The sequence below is a fragment of the Paenibacillus sp. genome, assembly GCF_035645195.1.
Classification (GTDB): Bacteria; Bacillota; Bacilli; order Paenibacillales; family YIM-B00363; genus Paenibacillus_AE.
Genome location: NZ_DASQNA010000042.1, coordinates 1 through 12,496, shown reverse-complemented (window position 1 = coordinate 12,496; position 12,496 = coordinate 1). Strand labels below are relative to the sequence as shown.

The 12,496-nt window shown below is 50.6% G+C and carries 8 protein-coding genes and 1 pseudogene; 8 read left to right on the top strand and 1 reads right to left on the bottom strand.

Going from position 1 to position 12,496, the window contains the following annotated elements:
* The first annotated feature begins 26 nt into the window (after nucleotides 1-26).
* The 6 genes from VE009_RS24120 to VE009_RS24095 all read left to right on the top strand — a co-directional run bounded on the left by VE009_RS24120 (nucleotide 27) and on the right by VE009_RS24095 (nucleotide 8,628).
* A complete protein-coding gene (locus VE009_RS24120) occupies nucleotides 27-2,450 on the top strand; it encodes a glycoside hydrolase family 2 TIM barrel-domain containing protein (protein WP_325012182.1) in 2,424 nt (807 codons plus the stop codon).
* Between the two features lie 27 nt (nucleotides 2,451-2,477).
* On the top strand, nucleotides 2,478-4,016 hold the full coding sequence (locus tag VE009_RS24115; RefSeq protein ID WP_325012180.1) for a family 43 glycosylhydrolase: 1,539 nt from the start codon (nucleotides 2,478-2,480) through the stop codon (nucleotides 4,014-4,016).
* Between the two features lie 11 nt (nucleotides 4,017-4,027).
* The gene (locus VE009_RS24110) at nucleotides 4,028-4,984 is read left to right on the top strand and encodes an alpha/beta hydrolase (RefSeq protein ID WP_325012178.1); all 957 of its coding nucleotides are present in this window, start codon (nucleotides 4,028-4,030) and stop codon (nucleotides 4,982-4,984) included.
* A 53-nt stretch (nucleotides 4,985-5,037) separates the two neighbouring features.
* The gene (locus VE009_RS24105) at nucleotides 5,038-5,784 is read left to right on the top strand and encodes an SDR family oxidoreductase (RefSeq protein ID WP_325012323.1); all 747 of its coding nucleotides are present in this window, start codon (nucleotides 5,038-5,040) and stop codon (nucleotides 5,782-5,784) included.
* A gap of 173 nt (nucleotides 5,785-5,957) precedes the next feature.
* Nucleotides 5,958-7,046 (top strand): hypothetical protein, encoded by a 1,089-nt coding sequence (locus VE009_RS24100; RefSeq protein WP_325012176.1) that lies wholly within the window; start codon nucleotides 5,958-5,960, stop codon nucleotides 7,044-7,046.
* Nucleotides 7,047-7,083: 37 nt separating this feature from the next.
* Nucleotides 7,084-8,628, top strand: coding sequence for an alpha-N-arabinofuranosidase (locus VE009_RS24095; RefSeq protein ID WP_325012174.1), 1,545 nt, complete (start codon nucleotides 7,084-7,086; stop codon nucleotides 8,626-8,628).
* Nucleotides 8,629-8,804: 176 nt separating this feature from the next.
* On the opposite strand, the gene VE009_RS24090 is transcribed toward VE009_RS24095, so the two are convergent.
* Entirely contained in the window at nucleotides 8,805-10,334 is a 1,530-nt protein-coding gene (locus VE009_RS24090) for a sialate O-acetylesterase (protein WP_325012172.1), read from the bottom strand.
* A 406-nt stretch (nucleotides 10,335-10,740) separates the two neighbouring features.
* On the opposite strand from VE009_RS24090, the gene VE009_RS24085 reads away from it, so the two are divergent.
* Nucleotides 10,741-12,069, top strand: a complete 1,329-nt coding sequence (locus VE009_RS24085; RefSeq protein WP_325012170.1) for a hypothetical protein — start codon at nucleotides 10,741-10,743, stop codon at nucleotides 12,067-12,069.
* 11 nt (nucleotides 12,070-12,080) lie between these two features.
* Nucleotides 12,081-12,326 (top strand): annotated as a pseudogene (locus VE009_RS24080) (SDR family oxidoreductase); the annotation flags it as partial.
* Nucleotides 12,327-12,496: the final 170 nt, after the last annotated feature.

Genomic DNA, 12,496 nt, shown 5'->3' with positions numbered 1-12,496 from the left:
AAAAATAAAGTATGGGAGTGATTGGCTTGAAAAGAACTAATTTTAACCGGGATTGGCAGGTCAAGAAACAGGGGAGACGGTTCAACTTTACGGATTCCCATAAGAAGGTGACCTTGCCTCACGATGCTATGTTGGAACAAGAGCGCGATCCCAAGCAGATGAACGGTACGAAGAAAGGGTATTTCCGGAACGGAGAATGGGAGTATTTTAAAAGCTTCGAAGTGCCGGAAGGTGCGGAGCACGTCGTTCTGGAATTCGATGGCGTCTACAACCAGGCGATGGTCTACATTAACGGAAGCTTCGCCGGACATCGGCCTTATGGGTATTCCATGTTTCGAATCGAGGCGGATCAGTTCATCAAACGCGGCGAAACCAACGAAGTGAAGGTGCTCTGCCGGACGGCTGACGACTCCCGATGGTATTCCGGCGCTGGAATCTATCGCGATGTTCACTTGTTGACTTCCGGATTGATATATATCGCTCCAAGCAGTGTCCGTATCACAACAGAGGACGTGTCTAACGCATTCGCCGTTCTTTCCGTCGATACGGTTGTACGCAATGACTCCGCGGCGGCATCCAAGACGGTAAGACTGATTACGGAGTTATACGATCCTGCCGGAGATAAGGTGGCTGCCGACAATGTACCGATGACCGTATTCCGCGGGCAAAGCGGGAAGCTGCGTCAGCGCTTGATTGTAAACCATCCGCAGCTGTGGAACACAGATACTCCTGTCCTCTACACTTGCCGAACCCTTCTGATGGATGGCGATACGGTGCTGGACGAGAACGAGGAGACCTTCGGCATTCGACGACTATCCTTGGACCCGGTACGCGGCCTTTGCATCAACGGAGCGCCCGTGAAGCTGCGCGGCGCCTGCATTCACCACGACCATGGAGTGATCGGCGCCGTTTCAGTATTCAGAGCCGAAGAACGACGGATAGAAATCCTTAAAGCGGCCGGGTTTAACGCGATCCGGATGTCCCACCATCCGGCCAGCCGCACGTTATTGGAAGCTTGCGACCGGATCGGGATGCTGGTTATGGACGAGGCTTTCGATTCATGGACGTTGGAGAAATCTCCGTATGACTACGCGCTCAGTTTCCCGGAATGGTGGGAATCCGACTTGCAGGCGATGGTAGAGAGAGACTATAACCACCCTTGTGTCGTGCTTTACTCGATCGGAAATGAAATCCCTGAGGTGGGGTTGGCCTCCGGAAATCTGTGGGGACGTGCATTGGCGGAGAAGCTACGCGAATTGGACGGGACCCGCTACATTACGAACTCTTCCAATGCCGCATTCGGCCTGATGAGTGCGATGAAACGAATGATGAGCGCACAGATGGCTGAAAAGCGGGATTTGACCGGAGATATCAACGAAGTTACGACCCGTTTGGCCGACATTATTGAGTCCGTGAAGGTCCAGTCGGAGATTGGGGACACGACGGAAGAATCCTTCGCTTATGTGGACGTTGCGGGCTATAACTATTTATCCATGCGTTATGAGATGGATAAGGCATTGTATCCCAATCGGATCATCGTAGGAAGCGAGACGTTCCCGAAAGATATCGATGTGAACTGGCGTCTCGTACGTGATAATCCTCATGTGATCGGCGACTTTACATGGACCGGGTGGGATTATCTCGGCGAGGCCGGCATCGGCAGGATTACGTACGACGGCACGGATCCAATGGACTTCGGCGTGTATGCCGAATATCCATGGCTGACATCCAGATGCGGGGATATCGACCTCACTGGCGAACGGCGTCCGGCATCTTATTTTCGGGAGATTGTGTTTGGATTGCGCAAGCAACCGTATATTGCAGTGCAACGCCCGGAGCACTATGCGGATGTTCCCGGTACTTCCTTCTGGTCCTGGAGCGACAGCGTCGGCAGTTGGACATGGCCGGGGTTTGAAGGAAAGCCGATTAAGATTGAGGTATATTCCGATGCCGATGAAGTTGAGCTGTTCCTGAACGGCGAATCGTGCGGAAGGATGCCGGCAGGGGAAGCGAATGGCTTCAAAGCGATATTCGATATAACATATCAGCCAGGGATCGTGGAAGCGGTTGCCTTCGCCAACGGGATAGAGCAAGGCCGCTATTCCCTTGTGTCGGCACAAGGAAAAGTTTATCTGACCGCGATTGCGGAGCGTGACGTCGTACAGGCGGGAATGCTTGATTTAGCCTATGTTGCTATCGAGCTTCAGGATGCGGCCGGTACCCGTTACAGATCCGCCGATCGGTTGGTTACGATTGAGGTAGAAGGCGGCGAACTGCTTGGCTTCGGTAGCGCAAATCCGATTACGGAACAATCGTTTACTGGGAACGAGCATTCCACGTATGAAGGGCGCGCCGTGGCGGTAATCCGCCCGACGGAGCCGGGAACGATTCGATTGACGGCAAGGGCGGAAGGTTGCAGCGACGCTGTGACGGTAATCGAAGTGAAGTAAATAACGCAATTCGAAGGAGAAGAAGACTTGAAACCGACCAAAACAAAACAAGTTTATAATCCTTTCCTTCCGCTGAATGAATATATCCCCGACGGAGAACCTCATGTGTTCGGGGATCGAATATATCTATTCGGCTCTCACGATAAAGAAGGCGGGGATGAATACTGTGAGTTGGGCGACTACGTGGGCTATTCCGCGCCTGTGACCGATTTGAGCGACTGGCGCTATGAAGGCGTGATCTATACCGCCAAGCAGGATCCGGGCGCGACGGAGAAGTCGAAGCTGTATGCGCCCGATGTCGTACAGGGCAATGACGGGCGGTACTATCTCTACTATAACTTGTCCGGCGACGTCGGATTTCACAGCCCGATCAGCGTTGCGGTATGCGATACTCCGGCAGGAGCCTATGAATATTACGGCTATGTGCGTAATCCGGACGGCAGCCCGTTCAAGCGCCACATTCTCCATGATCCAGCGTTGATCAACGATAACGGGACGATCCGCTTATATTACGGGTACTCTCTCTCCAGCAAGCTTGCGAAAGCCTCCGGGCACGAGTCGGCGCAGGCGCAGCAGCATGAAGCGCAACCGGCTGCATTTTCGCAGGAAAGCATGGTTTCTGCTCTAATGATGGTTTTCCATAAATCGAGGGAGGAAATCGAAAGCGAACCGGACGGGATTATGGGCGCCAATGTGGTGACGCTCGCCGACGATATGCTAACGGTAACATCCGGTCCTGTCCGAATTATTCCAGGCGAGTTTACAGCGCAGGGAACAAGCTTCGAGGGCCATGCCTTCTATGAGGCAAGTTCGATTCGCAAGATCGGAGAGCTGTACTACTTCATATATTCCTCTCAGCAAAGTCACGAACTTTGCTATGCCGTAAGCAAATACCCTGACCAAGGCTTTACGTACGGGGGAACGATTATCTCCAATGGAGATGTCGGGTATAGCGGTAGGAAAGAGGAAGATCGCTTAAACATGACGGCGAACGATCACGGCAGCATCGAGAACATTAACGGCCAATGGTATGTGTTCCACCACCGGCATACCCACAGCTCCACCTTCAGCCGTCAGGCTTGCGCAGAGCCGATTGAGATCTTGCCGGACGGCAGCATTCCCCAAGTCGAGATGACTTCCTGCGGGCTGAACGGCGGACCGCTAATAGCTAAAGGAGAGTACTCGGCGGTCATTGCGTGCAATGTGGCGAACGGAGCAATGCCGCATATCACGAATCGAAGAATTGACAGCGACATCCCGTTCATTACGCATGGGGAAGGGCAAAGATATATCACCAACGTCAAAGAGAACACGCGCATCGGATTTAAATACTTCGCGTTCGAGGGGCCGACCGTTCTGAAGGTCGTCACCCGCGGCAATGGCAACGGCAGCTTCATAGTGTCTACGGACGAGAAGGATATAGGTGTTATACCGCTCTCGAGCTCCGAAACATGGTGCGACAGTTCGGCGGTTATCGATGTAAGGGGTACTGCAGGGCTGTACTTCACTTATAGCGGCAGCGGGGTGTTCGAATTTATATCGTTCGCATTTGATCAGTTGAAATAGGGGGAAGCAAAATGAGTACTCAGAAGAGTTTCCATTTGATGGACCCCGATTTAAAGAAGCATATCGACCTTTTCCCTGTTGGTGTCGTGTTGACGAAAGAGATGCTTCCGTTTATTCGTGAACAAACGAAGGCGCAGATGAAACCTGTACCTGAAGAACTTCCTGTCGTCGTAACCGAAACGTTCATACCTGGTCCTCCGGATGCCCCGGATGTTCGCGTCATTCTCATTCAACCCAAAGAGAGATCTGCTCCAAGCCCAGGGTACTTAGATATTCACGGCGGCGGCATGATATTGGGTACGGCCGATGCCGGCAATTACGAGAATGCAATGCTGTGTGCAGAACTGGGATGTACCGTCGTATCGGTTGACTACCGATTGGCGCCCGAGACGCCTTCCCCCGGACCGATCGAGGATTGTTACGCTGCGCTAAGATGGATGCATGCGAACGCCTTGGAGTTAGGAATCGATAGAGATAAGATCGCGATCGGCGGGGGAAGCGCCGGAGGCGGACTTGCAGCCTCTCTAGCCCTATTGGCACGCGATCGCGGCGAAGTAAATATTTTATTCCAACGCCTTCAGTTCCCGATGCTAGACGACAGGACCTGCATAGCCGACTCGAATCCTTATAACGGCGAATATGTCTGGACGCGTGAATGTAATACCCTTGGCTGGAAATCCCTTCTCGGGCATGATCCGGGTGCGGAAGGCGTCTCGCCTTATGCGGCTCCGGCGCGTGCAGAAGATTTAACAGGCTTGCCGGCGACCTTCATCAGCGTCGGGGCGATTGATTTGTTCGCCGAAGAATGCATCGAATATGCCAAGCGATTAATTCGGGCTGGCGTGCCCACGGAATTGCATGTGTACCCCGGCGCTCCTCACGGCTTTCATTTCGTTGAAGATGCGAGGGTTACGATTGCGGAGAAGCGAGATGTTCTGGAAGCGCTGCGTCGCGCCTTTTATGGATAAGAAACGAAAACGCTTAAGGCAATTATTCGTCGCTTCGGGAATATTTCGCTTGTATCACCGATAGGGCGATAACTGGTGCCGCAGCCGGTCTAGGGAAACAAAATGCGATCGGTTTTGCAAGAGAAGGAGCGAAACTTGCAATCTGTGATATCCAAGAAGAAAGGGTCAAAGAAACTGCAAGGCTATGCGAGGCAGAAGGAGCGGAAGTTTTAGTAACCTATACAAACTTAAAAGAACAAGATCAAATAAAGTGCTTCGTGAATCAAATACAAGATAAATTTGGTCGGGTAGATGTATTAATTAATGGAGCTACATCTTCTAATTATTTGGTGCCGTTTATCGAGCAAACGATTGAAGATTTGGACCATTCTTTAAAAACACAAGCCTATGCAACATGGACAATGATGCAATTATGTTTCCCTTTAATGAAGGATCAGGGTGGTTCAATCATCAATTTTATTAGCAATGCTGTACATGGTATAGAGGGATTTGCCTCTTATTCAGCTGCAAAAGGTGCTGTAGGAGCAATTACGCGTACAGTCGCTAAAGAATGGGGGCAATATAATATCCGAGTAAATAATGTAAGCCCCATCGCTTTAACGGATTCAGCAATGAATGATTATACCAAAGAAATCCTTGAAGTCATTAAGACACAAGTGGCAAAAAATAGTCCTTTCAAAAGAGTCGGTGACCCGGAGAAAGATATTTTGCCAGTCATTCTATTCCTGGCTTCGGAGGAAAGTAGATGGATTACCGGGCAAGATTTACGTGTGGAAGGCGGTGTGGATATTCACTGGTAAAATCTTTACCGTCGAAGGGATGGTCTTGGCTACGGCCAAGGCCTTTTTCTTATGCGTCATCTGCTAAGTCGGGAAACCGTCATCGATGAAGTCGTCATACCGTTAGTGAGAGGGCGGTTCGTTCGTTAAGATGATTTATAGTACCTGGTTTATTGTAAGGAGGAGACAAATCCATGAGTAAGAAAATTACAACTGTCTTAGGAGATATACCGCCGGAGGAATTAGGGTATACGACCGCGCACGAGCATGTTTTAGCGGATATTACCTTATTGGGCAGAGAGGTCATGCACCATAAAGGAAATATCCCTGCCGAGATGCTGGAACTTCGCATGGAAAATCTAGCAAGTTTACGGCAGGGAATGTCGATTTTCTCAGATGATTGTTCATTAGCTGGGGATATTGATTTCGCGGTGGCTGAATTCAAAGCATTCCAGAGGATCGGCGGCCGATCCGTCGTCGATGCCTCTCCCATTGGATTGAGGGCTCCTGCCGAGTTATTAAAGGAAGCCGCTCAACGGAGCGGGATTCACCTTGTGACTTGTACCGGTATTTATTATGCAGCGGCCCGTCCGGACGAATATATCGGTAAAGACGATAGATTCATGTACGAAGTGTTTAAAAAGGAGATCGAAAATGGAATCGACGGCACCGATGTTAAGCCCGGTTTCTTAAAATGTGCAGTGAATACAATCAATAAAGACGGTTCTTTAGAGAAGAGCGAACTAGATGCGCTCCGCGCACAGGCAAGACTTTCGAATGAAACCGGACTTTCGGTTCATGTCCATACGGGATATCCGATGACGAACGAACATCTATACGAGGTTGTCGATGTGGCTCTGAAGGAATGCGGCATGAACCCCGATAGACTTTTAATGATGCACCAGGATCAATTTCTGCGCAGAGGCAACGAGAACCATGCTTACCTTGCCAATCCTGAAACGGGAAGAAACGTAAATACGGACTACCTGGAGAAGATTTTAGACCAAGGCGTGTACGTCGGCTTCGATTCCTGGGGTACCTACGTCACCACGCTCCCGGATGATTACGATCGGCTGAAAGGCTTGATTGCTATACTGAAAAAAGGGTACGGTTCCCAAATTGTCTGCGGTCATGATTGTTCGACGAAAGCCTATGGGAAGACAGCCGGGTCTTATGGATACACCCGGTTCCCGGAGATGCTGGGACAGTTGCACGCGTTCGGTCTGAGCGAAGAAGTCCGCAAGCTCACGGTCGAGAATCCTGCGAATCTCTTAGCGTACTGACCGAGGGGTCACAGAGGGGACGAGGTGAGGGAGAAAAATGAAAAAAACGTATAATCCCTTTTTACCATTGCATGAGTATATCGCAGACGGCGAACCTCATGTATTCGGAGATCGCATCTATTTATACGGTTCCCATGATAAGGAAGGCGGAGATCAGTACTGTGAGGTTGGCGATTACGTCGGCTACTCCGCGCCTATTACTGATTTGAGCGATTGGCGTTATGAGGGAGTGATTCACTCGATTGAGTCCGATCACCCTGCATACGGTACGGGAGCGCTCATGACCGCGCCGGATGTCGTGCGCGGCAATGATGGACGCTATTATCTCTATTACCATATGGCCGGAGGCACGGAAGAAGTTTATCATCCCATTTATGTCGCGGTTTGCGACGAGCCAGCCGGCAAATATGAGTATTATGGGTACGTGCGGAATCCGGACGGTACGCCATTTAAACGGTTTGTGCTAGGTGATCCGGCTTTGATAAATGATAACGGCGTAATCCGCTTTTATTACGGCTCGTCCTTGTCCTCGCGAGCGGCCGAGGCCCACGGACATCAACCAGAACAGCCTAAACAGGAAATTCCGCCTGAAGTGGTGAAGGAGAGCTTGGTCGCAGCCCAAATGATGCTGTACCGTAAAAGCAGGGAAGAGATTTTAAGCGAGGAAGACGGAATCGTCATGGGAGCGGTTGTCGCTACCTTAGCCGATGACATGCTTACTATAGCCTCTGAGCCTGTCCGAATTATTCCTGGCGAGTTCACGGCGAAGGGCACAAGCTTCGAGGGACATGCTTTCTATGAAGCCAGCTCGATTCGTAAGATCAACGATCTGTATTACTTTATTTATTCATCGCAGTTGAGCCACGAGCTTTGCTACGCGGTAAGCGCGTATCCAGATAAAGATTTTGTCTACCGCGGCACGATTATTTCGATCGGAGACGTTGGATACCAAGGGCGGAGAGAAGAAGATCGGCTCAATATGACCGCCAATACGCACGGCAGTATCGAGTGCATCAACGGACAATGGTACGTGTTCTATCACCGGCAAACTCACAATTCAACCTATAGCCGGCAGGCATGCGCGGAGCCCATTACGATTCTCCCGGACGGCAGCATCCCTCAAGTCGAGATGACGTCTTGCGGGCTTAACGGAGGACCGCTTCCGACGGAAGGCGAATATTCCGCGGCCATCGCGTGCAATCTGACGAACGGGGCAATGCCGCATATTACGAACCGCAAATCGCCCTTTGATATTCCGTTCATCACCCATGAAGGAGACCAGAGATATGTCACAAACGTCAAGCAAGGAACGCTGATCGGATTCAAATATTTCACGTTTGACGGCCCGATTGTGTTAAAAGTGGTGACCCGGGGATCAGGCCGCGGAAAGTTTTCGGTATCCACGGGCGCAGGGGAAGCAGGCTTCATTCGGCTCGCCGGCTCAGACACTTGGGGCGAAAGCGAAGTCGTACTGGATGTACGGGGCACACTGCCGCTTTATTTTACGTATCATGGCGAAGATGCGATCGAGTTTCTGTCTTTCCGGTTTGAGGCTGTAGGTCAATTTGGCGAATTGAAATAGTCCTCCGCTCTTCCTTCGCAGCTTAGAAAAAAACGAGAAGTCCGTGTTTCGTTGCTGCCAGCAACAAATCACGGACTTTTTCAACGTGCCCCACTTCCAAGTTTTCCCTTTACTGACGACTCCTGATGTCGCCGTTCGCTTCCACTGACGGAAGATGTGTGGCGGTAGTGTACATGTTAAAGGATTAGTTTAAATGGTTTCAAAGGAAGACCTGCACTGCTGTACAGGTTTACTTCTACATAAGCCGTCCACGCAAACTTTACTTCAATTTTTTCGCTATCTTGCATTCGTTCGCTCTCAATTGTAAGGGTATTATTTTTTGCTTCGCTTTTAAATTCTACGAGTTCCTCGTTATCAATAAAAACTTTAATGCCGTTTATTTGTTCGCCGATCAGCACAAACCCATTTCCAACATTCTTAAAGGTTATGGTTATTGTTCCTGCATCACGTGAAGCACGTTCCACTTCCGGCGCTTCGCTTATCAAATTCTCGCCATACACCTTATTTCTGGCCAATAACGCCAAACGTTCGCCAACGGGGCGCTTTCTTTTCGGGTGAATGTCGAACTCCATCCCCGCATCCATAATACTTGCCATATAAGCATTCGGAACGGTTTTGGATACCAACTCTTGCTGCTCGCGAACTGCTGGGAAGTTCTCTCCGGTCGCCCCGGCCCAAGACCCGTATGGCGCCAACTGGACAAACAAGAACGGCAGTTCGTCTTGCCAAGCCTCTCTCCAGCATTGAATTAATGCTGTAAACAGCTTGCCATACAGTTCTGCTTTCTTCTCATCAGATTCCCCTTGGTACCAAATGATCCCCCTCGCGGTGAAGCCAGATATTTTCTCAACCATATGATGGTATAATCCAGCCGGCCGATTAAAATATTTGGGCCCAATAGGCGGCAATGTCTGCCCTTGCGACCTCAAGGCAGCCAACTCGCTCAGCTGCTCTGCAGTAAGTCTCCCTGCTCGCATATTTTCTATAAATGCCATTACTTCGGGAGAGTTCATTCGCGATTGCCTTTGTCGTAACTTCAGTTCGTACTCTTCTATATCTAAATCCTTAACGGCTTCTTCATACTCATGCAAATAAACGCTGAGCTGCTGGTCTTCGGCCAAATACTTTTCATCCATCCATGCAGATGCCGAGGAACCTCCCCAAGTACAACCGATAATGCCGACGGGCACTTGTTGCAATTCATAGATCTTCTTCGCAAAATAAAAGCCTACTGCCGAAAAATAAGGAGCATGCTTCGCGTCGCAGGGTCTCCAAAATCCAAACTCACTGAAATCTTCTTCGTGCTCGTGACCTTCATAACTCGTTTTAGGGCAGTCATAAAACCTGATAAACGGATTGTCGGCTAAGCGGATCGATTCATCGCTTTCGATATCGGATTTCAAATCAAATTCCATATTGGATTGTCCTCCGGCAACCCAGACCTCTCCGATCGCAACATTATGAACAATAATTTCTTGGTCAACCGGGTTACTGGAGCTAACTCGAAGTTCGCAGCTTTCACAGGCGGCCATAGGCGGCAATTCCACTGCCCATTTGCCATCCTTGACTTCTGCCGTTACTTCAGTGAAGTTGATTTTTACGAAAATCGTTTGATTGTCCGCACTTTCTCCCCAGATCTTGATCGGTTTGTCCCTTTGCAGCACCATGTGGTCCGAAAAAATATTGGCTAAACGGAATGAGTTCATTGTAATCCCCTTTCACTATGGCTTTAATCCAATCGTAGCGTAACGGCATCAAGTTGGACTAACGCTTTGACGACTAATGAATAGAGTTTTAACGACTTTATTATCACATCCCAATCCTTAAATAGAGTTTCACACTAGAAGCATATTGGTTTGCCGACTTCTTCGAACGAAACTTATCGTTTCCATAGCACTTGGCATTATTACTTGCAAAAAGTCGTGAAAGCGATATCAATAAAGTCGTCAGAGTGTTAGTTATTTATTGGGAAGAATCATACGATGAAAATGTGATTTTCAAATACACCTATTGGAGGGAATTACGATATGAAGAGGTTTTAGCGGAAAATCACCATTGTAAAAATGTGAAAGCGCTATTATTAAATTGTAAAAAGAACAAGGAGGATGGTTTATGAAAAAAGCAAAAAAACTCTCATTGTTACTGATGCTGGTTTTATGTTTGATCGTAAGTATGGCTGGGGCTGCATTTGCCGCTTCTACTGATACAACCGGTATGAAAAACGATCTCTATATTGAGCAAACGTCGAACATCACACTACAAGAGCGTGTGCTTTTCGGCTCTGGCTGGCCGGGGATGGAGATTTATGGGCAGACGATTCCCTTCCGTGACGGTTGGGCGAACGCCTACGTTCACCGCCTCGATGACGGCAGCTTCCTGGCGGGCGTTGTCGAAAGGCTCAACGCCTCGGGGAAGGTCACCGACGTCGTGCTCACGTTCCAGGGTCACCAGCCTAGTAATAATGAGACATATACCATGATGGTAGGCCTCCCGAATGACAACGTTAATCGCAGCGTCGCCATCTACGATCAGATCTTCAACGACGAGCGGTATGCAGACGCCGCCATTCATGTGATGGGCCACTCGGGTGGCAGCGGCGTGACCGCATGGGTACTCGCGCATTCGCTAAAGAGCTATGGCGAGGCGGCGACCGACGCGCGGGCTGACTTCACCGGCTTCGGCGCCCCCCCCTGGTCGGATCAGGCCATTCAGTACCATGGACTTGAATCTGATGCCTTCGAAGGACGTTTTGAATTCTATCTGGTCAAGAACGATTACGCGCAGTTTGTGGGCTTGAGCGAAAACCATGCCGGGACGATGTATATCCTGCCGGAACGTATCGGCAGCATCGCGCCTGTCACCGGCACGGTCGAAGCTCACAACTGGAACACATACACTGTCGGGCTTGGCTTGCCCGATTGGATGACGGACGAGGAGAAGCTGGCGGTCTATCAGAACGCCGGGATAACCAGCGCCGAAGGCTACACCGAGCCTGGCATGGCGGAACTGACGGCGTACGGCGACACCGCGGACAACGAACTCGCCGGACTCGGCGCTAACGACACCTTAATTGGCGGACTGGGCGCCGATACGATGACCGGCAATGGCGGCGACGACATCTTCCAATGGACGGACGTGGTCGAGACCGGCGCCACTTCGGCCACAGCCGATCTCATCGTCGATTTCAGCAAAGGCGACCGACTCGATTTCTCGGCGATCGACGCCCTGCCGCATTACTGGGGCGGACTGATGCCCGACACCGCCAACGAGGCGTTCACCTTCGTCGGACCGGCGGAGTTCACCGGCCCCGGTCAGATCCGGACCTACATCGTTGGGAACACCACCTTCGTAGCGGGCAATGTCGACGGCGATCGGGATACCGACTTCCTAATCGCGATCAAGGGCCGGGTCATCCTCGAAGCCGAGGACTTCATCCTCTGAGCTTCCGCTATCGCAGCGTCGGCTATCAATACGCGAAGCTCGGCATTCGCTGCGACGCGATTGTGCCGAATATTGCGGCTTCAATGACGGCGCCGAACCCGTTCGGGGCGGAGCGCGCAATGGCGGGCATGGGGATCACCCCCCGCGTCGGCGAACCTGAGGAGATCGCGAAGGTGGCATTGTTCCTCGCATCGGACGAGTCGAGTTTCGTGAATGGGACAACGGTAACTGCGGACGCTGGTTGGACGGCTTATTAAATAAAAAGTAAGGCAAGGTCTTGGTGAATTGGTATTATCCCCTCATGGTAGACAGTGAAAAAAGAGTCCATGGTATCATGGATGAAACACTGTTGACCGGAGGGGATTTTTCTATGCCGCCAAAGAAAGGGCAAAAGTTCACCCAGTATCCTGAAGAGACCAAGGCTGAA